Here is a 19,509-nt window from a genome sequence, read left to right as displayed (position 1 = left end):
GGGGCGGAACGCCCCCTGCCCCATCTGCCGTGGGCGATGTCAGGTCCAGTCCAGCACGACCTTGCCCGACAGGCCCGATTTCATTGCCACAAAGCCGTCGCGGAAATCGTCCACCTTGAAGCGGTGGGTGATGACCTTGCGCACATCCAGCCCGTTCTCCAGCATGGCGATCATCTTGTACCACGTCTCGAATATCTCGCGCCCATAGACGCCCTTGATCGTGATGGCCTTGAAGACGATCCTGCTCCAGTCCACGGGGGATTTGCCCGGCGGGATGCCCAGCATCGCGATGCGGCCGCCCATGACCATCGCCTCCACCATCTGGTCGAGCGCGGCCTGATTGCCGCTCATCTCCATCCCGACGTCAAAGCCTTCGGTCATGCGCAGCCGCGCCTTCACGTCGGACAGATGTTCCTTCGTCACATCGACCGGCGTCACATCGGCCACCTGCGCCGCCAGTTCCAGCCGCGCGGGGTTCACGTCGGTGATCACGACATGCCGCGCGCCCACATGGCGGGCGACGGCAGCGGCCATGATGCCGATGGGGCCCGCCCCGGTGATCAGCACATCCTCGCCCACCAGATCGAAACTCAGCGCCGTATGCACCGCATTCCCCAGCGGGTCGAGGATCGCCCCGATCTCGTCATCAATAGCATCCGGCAGCGGCACCACGTTAAAGGCCGGAAGGCGCAGATACTCGGCGAAGGCACCCTGCTCATTCACGCCGATGCCACGCGTGGCAGGGTCAAGGTGAAACTTGCCCGCGCGCGACTGCCGCGATTGCCGCCCGATCAGATGCCCCTCGCCCGAACAGCGCTGTCCGATGGTCAGACCTTCCACATTCCGCCCGATCTCCACGATCTCGCCCGCGAATTCATGCCCGGTCACAAGCGGCACAGGCACCGTCCGCGCCGCCCAGTCATCCCAGTTCCAGATGTGGATATCCGTCCCGCAGATCCCCGTCTTGCGGATGCGGATCAGCACGTCATCCGGCCCGATCTCCGGGACGGGGCGGGTTTCCATCCACAGGCCCGGCTCCGCCTTGGCCTTCACCAGCGCCTTCATCTCGTTCGTCATGTCAGATCACCCCCACCGCGCGACCGGCCGCCGCAAAGGCCTCCAGCCCGAAATCCAGATCACCCTTCGTCAGCCGCGCGTTCATCTGCGTGCGGATGCGCGCCTGCCCCTGCGGGACGACCGGGAAGAAGAACCCCGCCACATGCACGCCCCGCTCGCCCAGATCGCGCGCCATGGCCTGTGCAAGCCGCGCCTCGCCCAGCATCACGGGCACGATCGGATGTTCACCCGGCAGCAGCCGGAACCCCGCCGCCTCCAGCCCCGCGCGCCAATAGCGGGCATTGTCGAACAGCCGCGCGCGTAGGTCATCCGCCGCTTCGACGATGTCCAGCGCGGCAAGGCCCGCACCCACCACGGCCGGCGGCAGCGCGTTGGAGAACAGATAGGGCCGCGCCCGCTGGCGCAACAGGTCGATCACCGCCTGCGGGCCGGCGATATAGCCGCCCAAGGCCCCGCCCAGCGCCTTGCCCAGCGTGCCGGTCAGGATATCCACCTCCACCCCGAAATGGGCGGGCGTGCCGCGCCCCTGCGGCCCCATGAAGCCTGTGGCATGGCAATCATCGACCATCACCATCGCGCCGTGACGTTCGGCCAGCGCCGTGATCTCGGGCAGCTTGGCCAGATAGCCATCCATCGAAAAGACGCCATCGGTGGCGATCATGATAAAGCGCGCCCCATCCTCACGCGCCTTTAACAATTGGGCTTCAAGATCGCCCATGTCCGAATTCGCGTATCTGTAGCGCCGTGCCTTGCTCAGCCTGATCCCGTCGATGATGCTGGCGTGGTTCAGCGCGTCAGAGATGATCGCATCTTCGGGGCCAAGCAGCGGTTCGAACAGGCCGCCATTTGCATCGAAACAGGCCGCGAAAAGGATCGCGTCCTCCTTGCCCAGAAAGGCCGCCAATCGCGCCTCAAGCGTCCGGTGAATGTCCTGCGTGCCGCAGATGAAGCGAACGCTCGCCATGCCATAGCCATGCCCCCGCATCGCGGCCTCGGCCGCGGCAACCAGACGCGGATCATCGGCAAGGCCCAGGTAGTTGTTCGCGCAGAGGTTGAGCATCTCGCGCCCGGCCATCGCGACATGCGTGCCCTGCGCGCTCGCGATCAGACGTTCGCGCTTGAAAAGCCCATCCCGCTCGATCCCGGCCAGCACGCCATCCAAGTGTTCAAGAAACTCTGCCTTGGTCGCCATCGCGAAGCCCCCCAATTGCCGCAGCAGGAGGATCGCAGATCACAGCGTCTTCGTCAATATAACGGAAGCGTATCCGTCAAGACGGACGCGTCGGCCGGAAACGGCGCGACGCCCCAGCCCTCAGCGTCCGGCCACAAGACTGCCGAAGATCCGCTCCATATGCTCGGCCAGATAGATGCGCAGCCATGGCGTATAGGTCTCCGGGCAGCGCAGCGCCTCTGCGGCCAGATCATAAAGATCCACCCAGCGCACCGCCGCCACCTCGTCGGGGTTCGGCTGGACCGCAAGATCCTCGCCCGCCTCGGCCACGAAGATATCGACCAGTTCATGCTCGATCAGCCCGCCCCCCACTTCGGCGCGGTATTCGACCCGCTCCACGAAAGCAGGAAACAGGCCGGAAATGCCCAACTCCTCGCGCAGGCGCCGCACGGCGCAGGCAGCGGGTTCCTCATCCCAGCGGGGATGGGTGCAGCAGGTATTCGCCCACAGGCCGGGGGTGTGATACTTGCTCAGCGCGCGCTGCTGGATCAACACCCTGCGCCCGGCCACCACAAAAACCGACACCGCCTTGTGGCGCAGGCCGCGCTGGTGCACCTCAAGCTTGCCCACCGGCATCAGGCGGCCATCCACCCAGGCGGGGATCATTTCCTCGGTCCCCGTATCGGTCACAGCATCGGGCGCGCGCAGCATGGTCATGGCGGCGTCAGGTCCAGACCGGCGAGACAAGGCGCAACAGATGGGCCATGTTCTTGATCCCGATCTTCACATGGGCCAAGGGCCGCTTGGTCACAAGCTTCTTGTTCATGTAGGCCTCGAAGGTCAGCTTCTGGACATCCACATCGTGGCACAGGCTGACAAAGCGTTCGCGTCTTTCGTCGCTGCGATAATAGGCATCCTGCATCGAACGCAAGACGCGGAAGACGGTGCCATGCTCGCGCATGAACATCTTGCGCGCCAGACGCAGATCCGCCACCCGGCCCGAAGCCAGCGCCGCCTGCGCCGCTGTCGCGGCGGCCCGCCCCCCGGCCATGGCGTAATAGATGCCCTCGCCCGATGACGGCGCCACCACACCCGCCGCATCGCCCGCCAGCACGACATCCCGGCCATTGTCCCAACGGTCCATGGGGCGCAGCGGGATCGGCGCGCCTTCCTTGCGGATCGTCTCGCACTCCGTCAGGCCGGAAGCCGCGCGCAGATCGGCGGTGGCCTTCTTCAGGTCCACCCCGTCCAGCCCGGTGCCCATGCCGACACTGGCCTGACCGCCATGCGGAAAGACCCAGCCATAGAAATCCGGGCTGATCTTGCCGTCATAGATCACATCGCAACGGTCCGGATCGTAATCGGGCGACGGGGCCGGGGCCTTGATGATCTCGTGATAGGCGATGACATAAGGGATGCGGTCGCCGCCCGGCACCTCGGCCCGCGCCACGTTGGATCGTGCGCCATCCGCCCCGATCACCAGCCGGGTCTGGCTGCGACGTTCGGCCCCTGTCTCTTTCTCGCGCCACACGACGTGGCTGCCCGCGCCATCGCGTTCGATCCGCAGGAAGGTGCCGGTCAGTCGGTCCGCCCCGGCACTGGCCGCCCGGACACGCAGGTATTCGTCGAAATGTTCGCGATCCACCATGCCGACATAACCGTTCTCGATAGGGATATCGACCATGCGCCCCGTGGGCGAAATCATGCGCGCGGTGGTGATCTTGGCCACGATCTGGCTATCCTCGATCCCGAAATCGCGGATCGCGCGCGGCGGGATCGCGCCACCGCAGGGCTTGATCCGGCCTGCCCGGTCCAGCAGCGCGACGCGCTTGCCCGCGCGGGCCAGATCCTCGGCCGCCGTGGCACCCGAAGGGCCACCGCCCACGACGAAGACATCATAGGTCATGGCTCATTCCCCCGGTACGAGTTGCGGGCCGGGGGCGCGCGCCGCACCCCCGCGCCCTTCGACGACCCTCGCCGCGATCAGCGCGGCAAGACAGAACAGCGCGGCCTCAAAGACGAAGACCGATCCAAAGGCGGCAGGCACCGGGACGAACAGGCGCAAGCCATCGGCGGCAGCCGCGCCCACAAGGCCGCCGAACCCGGCCGCCAGCGCCTGCGCCGCCCCCCAGAGGCCCATGCGCGTGCCTTCGCGCGCAGAACGCCCCTGCCCCGCCAGCGCCATCATGGATCCGATGGCGGCCACGGCGAACATCCCGTTGAAAAAGCCCAAGGCCACGACGGCAGGCACCAGCGCGCCCCCCGTCTGCCCCAGCAGGGCGATGGCCATCAGGGCCGCCGCCGACCCGAGGCATCCAGCCACCACCCACATGCGCAGCGTGCCAAGACGCAATCCCGTGGCGGCAATCCCCACCAACAGCATGCCCACGAAGACCCCGCCATTCTGCGCCCCGGAAAGCTGCGTGCTCTGTCCGGGGGTAAAGCCGAAGACCAGCCCGGCATAGGGTTCAAGGATCAGTTCCTGCATGAAATAGGCGGTCATCGACAGGAAGATGAAAAGCGTGAAGATGCGCGCGCGCGGCTCGGCCCAGACTTCGGCGAGGCCGGCGCGGAAGGGCAGCGCCTCAGTCTCCCGTTCGGCCACTACGCGCCGCTCGATCCCCCAGACGGCAACAGCGGTCAGCACGGTCGCGCCTCCCGTCACCACCCCCACGATCTCCAACAGCAGTGCGGGGGTGTAAGGGTCCAAGAGCGCGCCCACCGTCCCTGCCGTCACCGCGATCCCGAGGATCATCATCAGCCACGTGATGGTGGCCGCCGCCGCCCGCCGCGCGGGATCGGTGGCCGTCGCAAGCAGCGCCAGAAGCGAGGTGCCCGATGCCCCCACGCCCACGCCGATCAGACCGTAGGCCAGCACAGACAGGACAAGCCCGCCCGTGAAACTGGACGCAAAGAGGATAACCGCCACCGCAGCGAGAAACGCGCCCAGCGACAGCGCCGCCATCCCGCCGATCACGAATACGGTGCGGTTGCCCTTGGTGTCAGAGCGGAAACCCCAGTTGGGCCGCGTGATCTGGATGCCGTAATGCAGTGCAACCAGCAGGCCGGGCAGGATCGCAGGCAGGGCCAGTTCCACCACCATCAGGCGGTTCAGCGTCGATGTCGTCAGCACCACCACGGCACCAAGACACATCTGCACCAGACCAAGCCGGATGATCTGGAACCAGCTCAGCCTCATGCCAACCCCCGCAGGGCAAAGGCCGAAATCATCATCCCGGCCACATAGAGCACGACGCCGGTGCCATTGTACCACGGCGCCTTCCCCTTGGGATCCCGGAACAGGACCCGCATCGCCGCGATCTGCAGGACAAGCACCGCAAGCACGCCCAGCGCGTGCCAAGGCTTGCCCCACAGCAGGAGAAGCGGCACCACAAGCGCCTGCGCCATCCCCATCACCGTGCAGGCGATCCGCGCCGCGACCTCCGGCCCCAGCACCACAGGCAAGGACCGCACCCCGTGCTGCCGGTCCCCTTCCAGCGCCTTGAAATCGTTCAGGGTCATGATCCCATGCGCCCCAAGGGAATAGAGCAGCGCGATGATCACGATCTCGAACCGCGGGGCGGCCTGCAGCAGGACCGCGGCCCCCGTGAACCACGGCAGCCCTTCATAGGACAGGCCCACCAGCCCCGGCCCCCACCAGCCCGACCGCTTTAGCCGCACCGGTTCGGCGCTATAGGCCCAGGCGGCCACGACGCCCGCGACCGTGGCCCAGAACCCCCAGGTCCCCAACAGGGAGCCGACCCAAAGCGAAAGCGCCGTCATCGCCAGCGCGATCCACAGCCCCCAGCGCCCCGGGATCCGCCCCGAAGGGATGGGGCGATCGGGTTCGTTGACGGCATCCACATGCCGATCGCACCAATCATTCGCGGCCTGACTCATCCCGCAGACGATCGGCCCCGCCAGCACCATGCCTAGAAGCACCATCCCCCAATTGCCCGAAAGCGGCACCCCGGCGGACACGGACCCGCAAAGATAGGCCCAGATCGGCGGGAACCACGTGATCGGTTTGATCAGCCGCAGCATGGCGCGCGGGTCCGGCAGGCGGCGGGGGTGTATCGAAACGCTGACAGTCATGGATCAACTACATAGCAGAAAGGAGAGTCGAGCAAGAGTCCAAAGGCAAAATGTGTCAACTTTATCTGACAGTCGGGCTTCATCTTGGGTCAAATACCCGCAAGCTGCGGCCAAAGCCCGCGGGACGGCCGCGATCAGGGCAAGGGTCCACTTCGAACCGGCAGAGAGTGGCACCCGCCGCGCGGCAGGCCGTCTCATGCACCCGGCACCCGGGCCAGACCAGATGCGCAAACAGCCGCTCGAACACCGCCGCATGCCAATGGCACAAAGGGTGATCCGCCTGCAGCCCCGCCACCAACGGGTTCTGCGTCACCTCGAAGGTCAGGGGATGCCAGCCTGCCACCCGGAAGCCACCCGATCCGGCAAAGGTCCAGCTGTGCCGCGTGATCGCACCCGAAAGGACCCGCGCCGCGATCCCCGCAGGAAGCGCCCGGATCAGCAATTGCGCCGCGCGGGGGATGCGGTGACGCAGGATATAGCTGCCCGTGGCCAAGCCCGCACTGCGCAAGAGCGTCTCTGCCCGCGCGGGCGCAAGCGCGCGCAAGGCGTGGTGAACAGCGGCCGCGTCGCCTTCGGGGATCATGCCTGCGGCTGGATCGGGCACCACCACCCCGGCGCGGGACATCACGGCGTCGCGGAAATGCGGCCCCTCGCAGTGATCCAGCACACCGACAAGCTGGGTGATCGCATTGGGCCCGATCCGCGCCACGGCTGGATCTGGCGCGCCCGCGCCTGTCATGGCCCTCACGCCCCTTCGTCCATCTGCGCCTTGCCACCGCCGCAGGCCGCGACCTCGGGCATCCGGAAGGCCCGCCGCTCTTCCGCCCGCTCGGCCATTTGCGCCTTCACCGCCGCCCGCCGCTCGGCCGCGCGGGCGGCGCGGTCGGCGCTTGCCTCCCAATCCGCCATCTGGGCATCGGCGATGGTCCGCGTCTCGTCAAAGTGGAAATCCACCTTCCCCTTGGTCTGCGGCCCCCAATAGCCCGCCTTGCCAAGGTCATAGAAGGTGCGCCCCACCCCGGCCTTCAGGAACGCCTTGAGGCAACCCAGCAGATAGCGCCGCCGGAAGCCGGTTCCGCGCCACGGGTAATGGAACAGCGCCTTGCGCATGTAGAAGCGGCGGTAGTTCTTCATGACACCATCCAGAAGCTCGCCCCGCGTCAGGGCGGCAGGCTTCATGATGGGCGTCACGAAGTTGTATTTGGAAAAGTCGAACACCTCCACCTGATCGCGGATTTCCTGGAACAGGGGGGTAAAGGGCCAGGGCGTATACATCGACCAGTTGGCAAGATCGGGCTGCCAATCCCACGCCATCTGAAAGGTTTCTTCCAGCGTCTCTGCCGTCTCGTTGTCCAGCCCCACGATGAACTGCGCCTCGACGAAGATATCCGCCTCGCGCAGCAGGCGGATCGCCTCCTTGTTCTCGGCGACCGTGGTCTCCTTGTTGAACAGGTCGAGCTTCAACTGCGCCGCCGCCTCGGTGCCAAGGCTTACATGCACCAGCCCCGCCTTGCGGTAGAATTTCAGCAAGTCGCGGTCGCGGTAGATATCCGTCACCCGCGTGTTGATCCCCCAGGTCACCCGCTTGTTCAGCCCCCGGTCGATCAGTTCCTGACAGAACTCGACGAATTTCCTCTTGTTGATGGTGGGCTCCTCATCCGCAAGGATGAAGAAGCCCACCCCGTGATCTGTCACCAGCCGCTCGATCTCATCCGCCACCTTCTTGGGGTCACGCACCCGGTAATCGCGCCAGAACTTCCACTGGCTGCAGAAGGAACAGGTGAACGGACAGCCCCGCGCCATATTGGGGATCGCCACCCTCACCCCCAATGGCACATAGATGTATTTCGACCATTCGAGGATGGACCAATCCGGGTCGATCGCATCGAGGTTCTTCACCGTGCTGGCCGCTTGTGTAGAGACGATCTCATCGCAATCGCGGAAGGCCAGACCCTTGATCCGCCGCCGATCCGCCGGCCAGCGGCCATCGCGCAGCGCCTCCATCAGCGCGACAAGGATTTCCTCGCCCTCTCCGCGCACGATGACATCTACCCATGGCGCCTCTTCCAGAACCTGACGGAACATGAATGTGGCATGGATGCCGCCCAGCACGCGCAGCGCCTGTGGCACAACCTCCTGCGCGATGCGCAGGCATGCCTCCGCCTCGTAGATGGCGGGGGTGATCGCCGTCAGACCGACGACATCAGGCTGCAAAGCCAGCAACCGGGCGCGTAACTCTTCAGGCCCGATGTGATTGGTCATCGCGTCGATGAAATGGATGTCATCGAACCCGGCGCGGCGCAGGTGGCCGGTCAGATAGGCAACCCAGGCAGGGGGCCAGTTCCCCGCAATCTCGGCCCCACCGGAATGGTAATTCGGATGGATGAAGACGATGCGCATGTGGTCCCTCCGCAAAACTGTAACATAAAGTTGACAGTTTTTGGCTCAGGCACCTTGACGCATGTCAATTTGCAACGACAATCTCTGTGCAAGAAAGGGATCGCAGGATCAGCGTCAGGCAGAATCGAGGTAAAGGAAAAGATGCACGGGGTTGGTTGTCAGATGCGGAACGGACGCCACAGCACCAGCCGGCTGCGCGCCCTAGTCGCCATCCTTGTTCAACAGCCCGTATTTGCGCAGTTTGACGTAAAGCGACTGTCGGCTCAGGCTCAGCATCTCAGCGGCGGCGACGCGGTTGTTGCGCGTCAGTTCAAGCGCCGTCTCGATACACATCTTTTCGATGACATCGGTTGTCTCGGCGACGATGTCCTTGAGCGTGCTGGACCCGACCAGCTCCATCACGTTGCGCACGCCTTCATCCGGCTGCCCAAAGGCAGGACGGCGCATGGTCTCCACCCGGCTTGCATCGCGCACGATCAGCACGAGCACGGGATTGGGGCGATCGTTGAGCCAGGTTGCCGAAATCTCCACCGCGATCTGGCCCATGAAATCGGTCGTCAGCCGCGTGGAGTAGAGGCGCAACTGCCCCGTCCGCTTCACGTTGTCCAGAAGGACGCGCAGATCCACCGCCCCACGGGCCAGGAAATCGGTCAGCGACCGGCCCCGCACCGCCGCGATATTGGCCGTATCGGTCAGGTTCAGGAAGGCCTCGTTGGCGGCGCGGATATTGCCCTCGCCGTCGGCGAAGACGATACCATCGACCCCTTCGTGGTAGAGACGGGCCAGATTGTCGCCCAATTCGTCCGCGCCCAAGGCTTCGCGTTCACTCGTGTCCAATTGGCACAGCAGCAGGCGTTCACCCGCCGCGCGGAACAGGGTGGGCGTCAAAAACATCCGCTTCTGCGATCGCCGCGCCATAAGCTCGATGGCGGCAGATCCTTCGGCAATCGCCATCGTGGCAAGATTGTCCAGCAACTCGCCCCTGCGACGGCCCTCGAATTCCTGCGCGACGGCCGAGCCCAGAAGATCGGCCCGCGTCCCCCCCAGCAGCTGCGCGGCCGCTGGGTTGATGTCCGTGATCCGGCCTGTGGACATTGATACCATCAGCACCGGGTCGCGCGACACCTCCATCAGGACGCGGTAGCGGGTCTCCATCTCGCGCTGGGTTTCGTAGTCGCGTTCAAGCGCCAATTGCGCCTGCACCAATTGCTGCTGCACCTCGGCGACAAGTCGCAGGTCATGCCCCAGCATGAGGATCGAGTCGTCCGCCCCGATCCGGTGCAGCGAGTAACGGACCGGGAACTCCCAGTTGGACTGATCCGCGTGGTTCAACTCAACCGCCACGGCACCGTGACGGATCCCGTGCATGTCAGTCAGCCGCGCCTCAAGCTTGCGCAGGCTTTCCTCGGTCAGCACATCGCGCAGATGACAGCCCTCCCAGTCGGTCAGCTGGCCAAAACTGCGATGATGCGGATTGACGAGAACAGAGATGATCCGGCGGGACGGCGCGACAAGGAGCGCAAGATCGGACGCCGTCGCAATGATCTCGCTCAAGAGATCGGGTGCGATCAACGGCAACTTCCCGCCATTCAGCAAATGTCTACCGTCCGTCGTCACTCTCTTTCCGATCCCATGACGCCCCGCAAAGGAGGGGCCATACACCCGTCAACTGGACTCAAGAACCGGCATGTTGCCAATGACAATGCCCATGGCCCGCAAGACATGGTCGATATCATTGGTCACCAGATCGGCACCTGTAGACCGCATTTCCTCTTCAGCTTCGTCGAGGATGGCGCCGCCGATCGCCACCAGGAGTGAGCCGTTTCCTGAGTGTTTAAGCGCTTTTATCAAATTCGAGCAAGCCGCAAGCCTGCTTTCGCCCGACACCGAGATCAGTACGCCGCGAAAGGCACCATCCGACACCAGTTTTGCAGCCGCCGCCGGGTCGGCGGCAAAGCGCAGACAGACCGAAACACCCATCCGGCGCAGGCGACCTGCCAGCAGCATCAGACCCAGCGTATGCTGCTCGCCGGGCGGGACGAGCAACAGCAAGCCCGGACCATCCGCCGCGCCATGCGCATCCGCCGTCCAGTCTGTGCCGATCTCACGCAGCACGGCCTGAAGCCGGGCCGTGCCCATCGTGACCGAGGCGAAGCTCAACTGATCATCCGTCCAGCACTGGCCCAGCCGACGCGCCACTTCGGGGATGTAGACATCGGCGATCTCGGCAGCCGAGATGCGGGCGCGGCGAAACTCGGCCCGGACACCCTCGAGCGGGCGCAAATCCGGGGCGATCACGGCCTCCATCAGGCGTACCAGCAGCGGTTCGCGAAGGGCGGCCGTATCAGCACCGTCGCGCGCCACCAGCCGCGCCACAACCTCGGCGGCAAGCCGCGACACGCCGCTGGCCGGACCTTCGGTCCGGTCTGCCGACGTGAACTGCTTGCCCTGCTGCATGTTCGGCTCCACCGACCCGCCAGACCAACCTGACAAAAGGTCATGCGGCCACCCGTAGACGACCTTCTACACTGTCCGCCTTCGGTCTGGCAATGTCAAAGCAAATTGACACCCCCACGGCCAAGAATCGGGGAATCCCGCCCGCACCGCGGCTTTGGTTCAAATTTTCCTTAAAAATTCTACATCTGGGCCGCTGATTTGGACCCGCTTTCGGCAAAAGCGTAAACCCCAAATGTGTAAGTTTTGATTGACACTCCGCCGCCCGACGCTAACCTTGATGCGAAGAGCCGAAAGGAGAGGCGTCTGTCGATGCACGCAGGTCAGAGCCCCACCCCGCGCAGGCGGCTTTACACCGAAGAGCAACGCGCTCGGCGCGATGCCACGAAATGGACCCTGGTTCAGGGCCTTCTGGCACCCGCACAGTTCGCGGTCTTTACGGTGTCCGTCGTGCTGGTTCTGCGCTTTCTCTGGACGGGCGAGGGCTATGGTGCCGCAACCGTCTCGATCCTCGTCAAGACCGGATTTCTCTATGTTATCATGGTGACGGGCGCGATCTGGGAGAAGGAGGTTTTCGGCCAGTACCTGTTTGCGCCCGCCTTCTTCTGGGAAGATGTCTTTTCCTTCGCCGTGATCGCGCTGCATTCGGCCTATCTCTGGGCGCTTTGGACAGGCGCGCTGACGCCCGCGGAACAGATGGTCCTCGCGCTGGCCGCCTATGCCACCTATGTCGTGAACGCGGGCCAGTTCCTTTGGAAGCTGCGCATGGCGCGGCTGGATGCCGAGGCCGAGGCCATCGAGGAAAACCGCACCATGGCCGAGGTGGTGGCATGAGCCTCGACCTGCCCAGCAGCGGCTGCCGCTCCACCCCCGTGCTGAAGGAACGCGGTCAGCGCGAGGTGTTCTGCGGGCTGACGGGCATCATCTGGCTGCACCGCAAGATGCAGGATGCGTTCTTCCTTGTCGTGGGCAGCCGAACCTGCGCGCATCTCTTGCAGGCCGCTGCCGGCGTGATGATCTTTGCCGAGCCGCGCTTCGGCACGGCGATTCTGGAAGAAAAGGATCTGGCCGGACTGGCCGATGCCAATGCCGAGCTTGACCGCGAGGTTGGCCGCCTGCTCGCCCGCCGCCCGGATATCCGGCAGCTGTTCCTTGTGGGGTCCTGCCCGTCCGAGGTGATCAAGCTCGACCTCGCCCGCGCGGCAGAGCGGCTCAACGGCCAGCATGCGCCGCATGTGCGGGTCTACAACTATTCCGGTTCGGGGATCGAGACGACATTCACCCAAGGCGAAGACGCCTGTCTTGAGGCGATGGTGCCGACCCTGACCACAAGCACCGCACGCGAGTTGCTGATCGTCGGCGCCATGCCGGATGTGGTGGAAGATCAGTGCCTTGCCCTGCTCGCCGCGATGGGCATCGGCCCGGTGCGGATGCTGCCCGCCCACCGGGCGGGCGAATTGCCGGGCGTGGGGCCGCAGACCGTGTTCGCCCTGGTCCAGCCCTTCCTCGGCGAAACCCATGCCGCCCTGCAACGCCGTGGCGCGCGCCACCTGCCCGCCCCCTTCCCCTTCGGAGAAGAGGGCACGACCGCATGGCTGCGCGCCATCGCCGATGAATTCGGCGTGCCTGCCCATCTGTTCGATGCCGTCACCGCCGCCCCCCGCGCCCGCGCGCAAAAGGCCGTGGCCGCGCAGGCGGCCGAACTGCGCGGCAAAAGCGTGTTCTTCTTTCCCGACAGCCAGCTGGAGATACCGCTGGCGCGGTTCCTTGTGCGCGAATGCGGGATGACGGCCATCGAGGTTGGCACGCCCTATCTGCACGACGCCATTGTCGGCCCCGATCTGGACCTGCTGCCCGCAGGCCCGGTCATCAGCGAAGGTCAGGACGTGGACAAGCAGCTGGACCGCCAGCGCGCCGCCGCCCCGGATCTGACCGTTTGCGGCCTGGGCCTTGCCAACCCGCTGGAAGCCCAAGGCTTCACCACCAAATGGGCGATCGAGCTGGTCTTCACGCCCGTGCATTTCTACGAACAGGCGGGCGATCTGGCGGGGCTCTTCTCGCGCCCGCTGCGCCGCAAGGCGGCCCTCCGGCAGGAGGCCATCGCATGAAGCTGACGCTGTGGACATATGAAGGCCCCCCCCATGTCGGGGCGATGCGCGTGGCTACGGGCATGACCGGCCTGCACTACGTGCTGCACGCGCCGCAGGGCGACACCTATGCCGATCTTCTGTTCACAATGATCGAACGGCGCAACCACCGCCCGCCCGTTACCTTCACTACGTTTCAGGCCCGCGACCTTGGGGGCGATACGGCCAATCTGTTCAAGGCTTCCGCCCGGGATGCCTATGACCGCTTTCAGCCGCAAGCGATGATCGTGGGCGCCTCCTGCACCGCCGAACTGATCCAGGATGATCCCGGAGGCCTGGCCGAGGCGCTGGACCTGCCCATCCCGGTGATCCCGCTGGAACTGCCCTCTTATCAGCGGAAAGAGAATTTCGGCGCGGACGAGACATTCTTCCAGATCGTCAAGGCCTTGGCCAAACCTATGCCGCGGACCGATGCCGTAACCTGCAACCTGCTGGGCGCGACCGGGCTTGGCTTTCGGCATCGCGATGACGTGACAGAGGTCACGCGCCTCTTGGCCCTGATGGGCATCACGGTGAATGTGGCAGCACCGCTGGGATCCAGTCCGGCGGACATTGCCCGGATGGGGCAGGCGCATTTCAACGTGCTGCTCTATCCGGAGACGGGCGAGACGGCAGCCCGTCATCTGGAGCGGGCCTGCGGCCAGCCCTATACCAAGACGGTGCCGATCGGCGTCGGCGCCACGCGTGAATTTCTTCGGGAAGTCAGCGGTTTGACCGGGCTTCCTGCGACGGTGGATGAAAGCGGGCTGCGCGCGCCGTGGTGGTCGGCCTCGGTCGATTCCACCTATCTGACGGGCAAGCGCGTTTTCATCTTCGGCGATGCCACCCATGTGATGGCCGCCGCCCGCATCGCCCATGCCGAGGTGGGCTTTGAAGTGGTGGGCATGGGCTGTTTCAACCGCGAGTTCGCGCGCCCCCTGCGCGCCGCCGCCAAGGGCTACGGGCTCGAGGCGCTGATCACGGACGATTACCTTGAAGTGGAAGAGGAAATCGCCCGCCTGCAGCCGGAACTGATCCTTGGCACGCAGATGGAACGCCATATCGGCAAGCGGCTGGGCATCCCCTGCGCCGTCATCTCTTCGCCCGTGCATGTGCAGGACTTTCCCGCCCGCTACAGCCCGCAGATGGGGTTCGAAGGCGCGAACGTGATCTTCGACACCTGGATCCACCCGCTGGTCATGGGGCTGGAGGAACACCTCCTCACCATGTTCCGCGAAGATTTCGAATTCCATGACGAGGCCGGTCCAAGCCATCACGGCGCCAAGGCCATGGCGCGTACGGAAGCGGATGATGATCTGTCCGTCCTGCCGATGGCCGACTGGCCGCCAGAATGGACCGATGAGCGCGATGCCGATCCTCGGGACTATCCGGCGGGTCCGCAAAGCGGGTCGATCCCGGTCGTCATGCCGTCGGGCGCGGTCGTCTGGATGCCGGATGCCGAGCGCGAGTTGAAGAAGATCCCCTTCTTCGTGCGCGGCAAGGCCCGGCGCAACACGGAAAAATACGCCGCCGACCGCGGCGTCCAGCAGATCACCGTCGATACGCTCTACGAGGCGAAGGCCCACTATGCGCGATGACCGTTTCACAGCGCCGGAAGACCGCACCATCCCCCGCAGGGGCGATGGGGTCTACCGCTTTGTGATCGTCACGCTCGACGCCCATGCGGCAGGCCCCGCCGCGCGTGTCGCCCCTGCGCTTGCGCGGGATTTCCCCGGGATCCAGGTCAGCGTGCATGCCGCCGCCGAATGGGCCGAAAACCCGGGCGCCCTCGCCCGGGCCAAGGCGGACATCCGCGCCGCCGATTTCGTGGTGGCGAACCTGCTCTTCATCGAAGAGCACATCACCGCGATCATCGAAGACCTGCGCATCGCGCGGGACGAGGCCGATGCCTTCGTCGGCGTCATCGCCGATCCCGCGGTGGTAAAGCTGACGCGCATGGGCGATCTGGACATGTCCAAGCCCGCCTCGGCGGCCATGCAACTCCTTAAGAAACTGCGCGGCTCTGGCGCGCCATCGGGTTCTTCGGGCGAAAAGCAGATGAAGATGCTGCGCCGTCTGCCGAAGATCCTGCGTTTCCTGCCCGGCAAGGCGCAGGACCTGCGCGCATGGTTCCTGTCGATGCAGTACTGGCTTGGCGGTTCGGACGACAACATCGAACAGATGATCCGCTATCTGGTTTCCCGTTACTCGGCCAACCGCGACTGGAAAGCGGTTTCGGCCAAACCCCCGGTCGATTACCCGGATGTGGGCTTGTACCACCCGGACCTGAAGGCGCGTATTACCACGAACCCGGCGGACCTCCCCCGCCCCGTGGGAGCGACTGCGACCGTGGGGCTCCTGATGCTGCGCTCCTACATCCTTGCCTCGGACACGGCGCATTACGATGCGGTGATCCGGCGGTTCGAGGAACAGGGGATCGCCGTGCGTGCGGCCTTTGCGGGGGGGCTCGACGGCCGCCCCGCGATTGATGCCTTCTTCGCAGGCACGGTTGATGCGATGGTGTCGCTGACAGGCTTCAGCCTGGTGGGCGGCCCGGCCTATAACGACAGCCCTGCCGCCGTCGCGGCGCTGCAGGCGCTGGATGTTCCCTATATCGCCGCGCATCCGCTGGAGTTCCAGACGCTGGGCCAGTGGGGCACCTCAGGCGGCGGTCTTGGCCCGGTGGAAACCACCATGCTCATCGCCCTGCCGGAAATCGACGGGGCAACCAATCCGACGGTCTTCGCCGGGCGGCACGATCTTGGCGGCTGCACAGGCTGTGCGCGGCAGTGCCAACCCGCCAGCGCCGAGGCGCTGACGACGCGCGCGATGGCGCCCTGCCATGAACGCATCGCGGCCCTTGTGGACAAGACGGCGCGTCTGGCCCGTCTGCGCCGGTCCGATGTTGCAGCGCGCAAGGTGGCCGTCATCCTGTACGGCTTTCCGCCCAATGCCGGGGCGGCGGGCACGGCCGCCTATCTGGGCGTGTTCGAGAGCCTGTTCAACACGCTGCACGCCATGGCGGCCGAAGGCTATGACCTGACCCCACCCGCCACGGTGGAGGAGCTGCGCGAGGCGGTGATGGGCGGTTCGGCCCGCAGCTATGGCCAGCCCGGGAATGTGCATTGCATCGTGCCCGCGGCCGAGATTGTCGCACGGTCGCGCTGGCTGTCGGATGTGGAAAAGGCCTGGGGCCCTGCGCCGGGGCGGGTGCAATCGGATGGGCGCGGCGTCATGGTGCTGGGCCGCCAGTTCGGCAATGTCTTCGTCGGTCTCCAGCCTGTCTTCGGCTATGAAGGCGATCCGATGCGCCTTCTGTTCGAGAAGGGCTTCGCCCCCACCCATGCCTTCACGACCTTTTACCGCTGGCTGCGCGAAGATTTCGGGGCTGATGTCCTGCTGCATTTCGGGATGCATGGCGCCTTGGAATTCATGCCGGGCAAACAGGCCGGGGTGGGCGAAGGCTGCTGGCCCGACCGGCTGATCGGCAATCTGCCCAACGTCTATCTCTACGCCTCGAACAACCCGTCCGAGGCCACGCTGGCCAAGCGCCGGTCGAATGCGGTGACGATCACCCATCTGACGCCGCCCTTGGCACAATCCGGCCTCTACAAGGGTCTGCAAGACCTGAAGGAGTCCCTCTCGCGCTGGCGCGCCGCCCCTGACGATGCGCCCGACCGCGCGGACCTGTGGGAATTGATCGTCGAACAGGCCCGCGCCGTGGATATGGACGCGGCCGATCCCGGCCAGCTCTGGGTGAAGCTCCTTGAAACCGAAGGCGCGCTGATCCCCGATGGCCTGCACGTCCTTGGCCGCCCGATGGGGCCGCAGGAACGGCGCGACTATATCGACCTGATCGGCGCGACGGGGGCCGAGGCCGCGGCGCTGGATGCCAAGCTGCAGGCCCAGACCGAGATTCCCGCGATCCTGCGCGCCCTTGGCGGCCATTTCACCAGCCCCGTGCCGGGCGGCGACCTGATCCGATCGACCGACATCCTGCCCACAGGCCGCAACATCCATGCCTTCGATCCGTTCCGCATGCCCACGGCCTTTGCGATCAAGGACGGCACGCAACAGGCCCAGCGCCTGCTCGACACCCATCCGACGCTGCCGCGGACCGTTGCCCTTGTCCTGTGGGGGTCGGACAACATCAAATCCGACGGCGGCCCGCTGTCGCAGGCGCTGGCCCTGATGGGGGCAAAGCCCCGCTTCGATCACTATGGCCGCCTCTGCGGTGCCGACCTCATCCCGCTGTCCGAACTGGGCCGCCCGCGCATCGACGTGGTGATGACGCTGTCGGGCATCTTCCGCGACCTTTTGCCCCTGCAAACCCGGATGCTGGCCGAAGCCGCCTGGAAGGCCGCCACGGCCGAGGAACCGCTGTCCCAGAACTTCATCCGCGCCCATGCCTTGGCCTATGCCGAAGAGATGGGCGTGGACATGGACACGGCCGCGCTGCGCGTCTTTTCCAATGCCGAAGGCGCCTATGGGTCGAACGTGAACATCCTTGTGGGCTCGTCTGCCTTTGGCGAGGAGGACGAACTCGCCGACGCTTATGAGAACCGCAAATCCTTTGCCTATGGGCGGAGCGGAAAGCCGGTGCAGAACGCGGCACTGTTGCAAAAGACGCTGCGGGATGTGGACCTTGCCTATCAGAACCTAGAGAGCGTCGAACTGGGTGTCACCACGGTGGACCAGTATTTCGACACGCTGGGCGGCATCGCCCGCGCGGTCAAGCGGGCGCGCGGCGGACAGGAAACGGCGGTCTATATCGGCGACCAGACACGCGGCGGCGGCACGGTCCGCACGCTCAAAGACCAGATCGCGCTGGAGACCCGGTCGCGCAGCCTGAACCCCAAGTATTTCGAAGGCCTGCTCCGCCACGGCGCCGAAGGCGTGCGCCAGATCGAGGCGCAGATCACCAACACGCTGGGCTGGTCCGCCACCACCGCGCAGGTGGAGCCGTGGGTCTATCAGCGCCTGTCGGAAACCTTCGTGCTGGACGAAGCGATGCGGCGCCGTCTGGCCGCGCTGAATCCCGAAGCCTCTAACCGCATGGCCCAGCGCCTGCTGGAGGCATCGGACCGGAACTACTGGCAACCCGATGCCGACACGCTAGCCGCGCTGCAACGCGCCGCTGACGAGCTTGAGGATCGGCTGGAAGGGATCGCGGCGGAATGAGCGGACGGCACGCCCAGACCCACCGTCGGACCGGGGGCCAGCCCCCGGACCCCCGGGGTATTTTCACCAAGATGAAGACCATTTCGAAGGGAAGCGACAGATGAGCCCGAGAGACGAAATCCCCCTGCTGAAAGGGTTGGACGGCGAGGGTTCGGTGCAGGTGCATCAGGATGCCTCGATGAAGATCGAAGGGGCAAAGGTCTTTTCCGTCTACGGCAAGGGCGGGATCGGCAAATCCACCACCTCGTCCAATCTGTCGGCCGCCTTTTCGGTCATGGGCAAGCGCGTGTTGCAAATCGGCTGCGATCCCAAACATGACAGCACCTTCACCCTGACGGGACGCCTGCAGCCTACGGTGATCGACATCCTGAAGGAGGTGGATTTCCACCCTGAGGAATTGCGCCCCGAAGATTATGTCGCCACCGGCTGGAACGGCGTGAAATGCGTGGAAGCCGGGGGCCCCCCGGCGGGCACGGGCTGCGGCGGCTATGTCGTGGGGCAGACGGTCAAGCTCTTGAAGCAGCATCACCTGTTGGAAGACACCGATGTCGTGATCTTTGACGTGCTGGGCGATGTGGTTTGCGGCGGGTTTGCCGCCCCCCTGCAGCATGCCGACCGCGCGGTGATCGTCACCGCCAATGACTTTGACAGCATCTACGCGATGAACCGCATCATCGCCGCCGTGCAGGCCAAGTCGGGCAATTACAAGGTGCAGCTTGCAGGCTGCGTCGCCAACCGCTCGCGCGAGACCGACGAGGTGGACCGTTACTGCGCGCGCGTAGGCTTCAACCGGCTTGCCCATATGCCCGACATCGACGCCATCCGCCGTTCGCGCCTGAAGAAGAAGACGCTGTTCGAGATGGATGACGAACAGGACATCGTCACCGCCCGCGCCGAATACCTGCGTCTTGCCGAAACGCTGTGGCGATCCGTGGGCGGCCCCGGATCGACCCCCGATCCCCTGCCCGACCGCGACATCTTTGAACTTCTGGGATTTGACTGAGA

At 65.3% G+C, this 19,509-nt stretch carries 15 protein-coding genes; 5 read left to right on the top strand and 10 right to left on the bottom strand.

Annotated elements, in window-relative coordinates:
* Positions 1 to 39 precede the first annotated feature (39 nt).
* The 10 genes from tdh to GU920_RS12030 all read right to left on the bottom strand — a co-directional run bounded on the left by tdh (position 40) and on the right by GU920_RS12030 (position 11,200).
* Positions 40 to 1,065, bottom strand: a complete 1,026-nt coding sequence (gene tdh / locus GU920_RS12075; RefSeq protein WP_161767378.1) for an L-threonine 3-dehydrogenase — start codon at positions 1,063 to 1,065, stop codon at positions 40 to 42.
* Between the two features lie 13 nt (positions 1,066 to 1,078).
* A complete protein-coding gene (locus GU920_RS12070; RefSeq protein WP_161767257.1) occupies positions 1,079 to 2,269 on the bottom strand; it encodes a glycine C-acetyltransferase in 1,191 nt (396 codons plus the stop codon).
* A 120-nt stretch (positions 2,270 to 2,389) separates the two neighbouring features.
* Positions 2,390 to 2,959 (bottom strand): isopentenyl-diphosphate Delta-isomerase, encoded by a 570-nt coding sequence (idi, locus tag GU920_RS12065; protein WP_394351563.1) that lies wholly within the window; start codon positions 2,957 to 2,959, stop codon positions 2,390 to 2,392.
* A 13-nt stretch (positions 2,960 to 2,972) separates the two neighbouring features.
* On the bottom strand, positions 2,973 to 4,154 hold the full coding sequence (locus GU920_RS12060) for a geranylgeranyl diphosphate reductase (protein WP_161767256.1): 1,182 nt from the start codon (positions 4,152 to 4,154) through the stop codon (positions 2,973 to 2,975).
* Between the two features lie 3 nt (positions 4,155 to 4,157).
* Complete coding sequence (locus GU920_RS12055; RefSeq protein ID WP_161767254.1) at positions 4,158 to 5,447, bottom strand: BCD family MFS transporter; 1,290 nt, start codon at positions 5,445 to 5,447, stop codon at positions 4,158 to 4,160.
* Entirely contained in the window at positions 5,444 to 6,343 is a 900-nt protein-coding gene (gene chlG, locus GU920_RS12050) for a chlorophyll synthase ChlG (protein ID WP_161767253.1), read from the bottom strand. The genes GU920_RS12055 and chlG overlap by 4 nt, the downstream gene beginning before the upstream one ends.
* A 79-nt stretch (positions 6,344 to 6,422) precedes the next feature.
* The gene (bchJ, locus tag GU920_RS12045; RefSeq protein ID WP_161767252.1) at positions 6,423 to 7,082 is read right to left on the bottom strand and encodes a bacteriochlorophyll 4-vinyl reductase; all 660 of its coding nucleotides are present in this window, start codon (positions 7,080 to 7,082) and stop codon (positions 6,423 to 6,425) included.
* 5 nt (positions 7,083 to 7,087) lie between these two features.
* On the bottom strand, positions 7,088 to 8,743 hold the full coding sequence (gene bchE, locus GU920_RS12040; RefSeq protein WP_161767250.1) for a magnesium-protoporphyrin IX monomethyl ester anaerobic oxidative cyclase: 1,656 nt from the start codon (positions 8,741 to 8,743) through the stop codon (positions 7,088 to 7,090).
* 201 nt (positions 8,744 to 8,944) lie between these two features.
* Positions 8,945 to 10,339 carry a transcriptional regulator PpsR gene (gene ppsR, locus GU920_RS12035; protein WP_161767248.1) on the bottom strand — a complete coding sequence of 465 codons (1,395 nt, stop codon included), beginning with the start codon at positions 10,337 to 10,339 and terminating at the stop codon, positions 8,945 to 8,947.
* A gap of 69 nt (positions 10,340 to 10,408) precedes the next feature.
* Entirely contained in the window at positions 10,409 to 11,200 is a 792-nt protein-coding gene (locus tag GU920_RS12030; RefSeq protein WP_161767246.1) for a cobalamin B12-binding domain-containing protein, read from the bottom strand.
* Positions 11,201 to 11,509: 309 nt separating this feature from the next.
* Between GU920_RS12030 and bchF the strand changes: the two genes are divergently transcribed.
* The 5 genes from bchF (at position 11,510) to bchL (ending at position 19,507) form a co-directional block, all read left to right on the top strand.
* On the top strand, positions 11,510 to 12,031 hold the full coding sequence (gene bchF / locus GU920_RS12025) for a 2-vinyl bacteriochlorophyllide hydratase (RefSeq protein WP_161767244.1): 522 nt from the start codon (positions 11,510 to 11,512) through the stop codon (positions 12,029 to 12,031).
* Positions 12,028 to 13,305 carry a ferredoxin:protochlorophyllide reductase (ATP-dependent) subunit N gene (locus GU920_RS12020; protein WP_161767243.1) on the top strand — a complete coding sequence of 426 codons (1,278 nt, stop codon included), beginning with the start codon at positions 12,028 to 12,030 and terminating at the stop codon, positions 13,303 to 13,305. The genes bchF and GU920_RS12020 overlap by 4 nt, the downstream gene beginning before the upstream one ends.
* Positions 13,302 to 14,921, top strand: coding sequence for a ferredoxin:protochlorophyllide reductase (ATP-dependent) subunit B (gene bchB, locus GU920_RS12015; RefSeq protein WP_161767242.1), 1,620 nt, complete (start codon positions 13,302 to 13,304; stop codon positions 14,919 to 14,921). Before GU920_RS12020 ends, bchB begins: the two co-directional genes overlap by 4 nt.
* On the top strand, positions 14,911 to 18,504 hold the full coding sequence (locus GU920_RS12010) for a magnesium chelatase subunit H (protein WP_161767241.1): 3,594 nt from the start codon (positions 14,911 to 14,913) through the stop codon (positions 18,502 to 18,504). The genes bchB and GU920_RS12010 overlap by 11 nt, the downstream gene beginning before the upstream one ends.
* Before the next feature lie 100 nt (positions 18,505 to 18,604).
* A complete protein-coding gene (gene bchL / locus GU920_RS12005; RefSeq protein WP_161767240.1) occupies positions 18,605 to 19,507 on the top strand; it encodes a ferredoxin:protochlorophyllide reductase (ATP-dependent) iron-sulfur ATP-binding protein in 903 nt (300 codons plus the stop codon).
* Positions 19,508 to 19,509: the final 2 nt, after the last annotated feature.

Origin of the sequence: Paragemmobacter ruber, from assembly GCF_009908315.1 — a bacterium.
Lineage (GTDB): Bacteria > Pseudomonadota > Alphaproteobacteria > Rhodobacterales > Rhodobacteraceae > Paragemmobacter > Paragemmobacter ruber.
Note: the sequence above shows the minus strand (reverse complement) of the source record. Positions and strands in the feature narration are given on the sequence as shown.

Bases quoted from the DNA above. Each gene is read 5' to 3' on its own strand.
- tdh (WP_161767378.1), bottom strand. From the start codon at position 1,065: ATGAAGGCGCTGGTGAAGGCCAAGGCGGAGCCGGGCCTGTGGATGGAA.
- GU920_RS12070 (WP_161767257.1), bottom strand. From the start codon at position 2,269: ATGGCGACCAAGGCAGAGTTTCTTGAACACTTGGATGGCGTGCTGGCC.
- idi (WP_394351563.1), bottom strand. From the start codon at position 2,959: ATGCTGCGCGCGCCCGATGCTGTGACCGATACGGGGACCGAGGAAATG.
- GU920_RS12060 (WP_161767256.1), bottom strand. From the start codon at position 4,154: ATGACCTATGATGTCTTCGTCGTGGGCGGTGGCCCTTCGGGTGCCACG.
- GU920_RS12055 (WP_161767254.1), bottom strand. From the start codon at position 5,447: ATGAGGCTGAGCTGGTTCCAGATCATCCGGCTTGGTCTGGTGCAGATG.
- chlG (WP_161767253.1), bottom strand. From the start codon at position 6,343: ATGACTGTCAGCGTTTCGATACACCCCCGCCGCCTGCCGGACCCGCGC.
- bchJ (WP_161767252.1), bottom strand. From the start codon at position 7,082: ATGACAGGCGCGGGCGCGCCAGATCCAGCCGTGGCGCGGATCGGGCCC.
- bchE (WP_161767250.1), bottom strand. From the start codon at position 8,743: ATGCGCATCGTCTTCATCCATCCGAATTACCATTCCGGTGGGGCCGAG.
- GU920_RS12030 (WP_161767246.1), bottom strand. From the start codon at position 11,200: ATGCAGCAGGGCAAGCAGTTCACGTCGGCAGACCGGACCGAAGGTCCG.
- bchF (WP_161767244.1), top strand. From the start codon at position 11,510: ATGCACGCAGGTCAGAGCCCCACCCCGCGCAGGCGGCTTTACACCGAA.
- GU920_RS12020 (WP_161767243.1), top strand. From the start codon at position 12,028: ATGAGCCTCGACCTGCCCAGCAGCGGCTGCCGCTCCACCCCCGTGCTG.
- bchB (WP_161767242.1), top strand. From the start codon at position 13,302: ATGAAGCTGACGCTGTGGACATATGAAGGCCCCCCCCATGTCGGGGCG.
- GU920_RS12010 (WP_161767241.1), top strand. From the start codon at position 14,911: ATGCGCGATGACCGTTTCACAGCGCCGGAAGACCGCACCATCCCCCGC.
- bchL (WP_161767240.1), top strand. From the start codon at position 18,605: ATGAGCCCGAGAGACGAAATCCCCCTGCTGAAAGGGTTGGACGGCGAG.